Here is a 570-nt window from a genome sequence, read left to right as displayed (position 1 = left end):
GTACACGGCAATGCATTACTTCGGCATGCTGGCCTAAACCTTGCAGAAGCAAGCTCAGGCAAATGGACGGGACAGATGAAAATAAGTAAACGCGGACGATCTCGCCTGCGCCGTTTCATCTACATGATGACCATGAGTATGGTAGGGAACAATCCAGAATTTAAAGCAATGCATGCGTACAATGTACAGATGAAAAAGATGAAGAAAATGAGATCTCTTATGAAACTGTGTGGAAAATTAGCCCGAATACTCGTTGGAATGGCCCGCAGCAACGAAGCCTACAACCCTACTAAAACAATGCCACTTCAGTTAGCAGCTTAGGTAATAACCAACCGTTTCGTCGTACGAATTTTGGCTTATTCGCAGGATTCTAAAAGAAAGCACGGGGTACCGGATGTATTGAACCAAAGGGCAAAGACCCGTAACGATAGCAAGACCGGCCTCCACCCCTTGGACAGGCGTAACGAAGGAATGAGAGGGCGATGACCCGTTGAGACATGGGAGTGAAAACCTCCAGGGGCGGCGTGGAGAATGCGTGCAGCATATGGAAATATATGGGGTGAAAACCTC

Annotated in this window: 1 protein-coding gene; it reads left to right on the top strand. The window is 47.5% G+C overall.

From position 1 onward, the window contains the following. On the top strand, nucleotides 1-321 hold a 321-nt coding region (locus L6I86_RS35535), incomplete at its 5' end, for a transposase (protein ID WP_236293645.1). Nucleotides 322-570 lie beyond the last annotated feature (249 nt).

Source organism: Paenibacillus allorhizoplanae (assembly GCF_927798215.1).
In the GTDB taxonomy this organism is placed as follows: Bacteria; Bacillota; Bacilli; order Paenibacillales; family NBRC-103111; genus Paenibacillus_E; species Paenibacillus_E allorhizoplanae.
The sequence above is the reverse complement of the archived record's forward strand: the minus strand, read 5'-3'. Positions and strand labels throughout refer to the sequence as shown.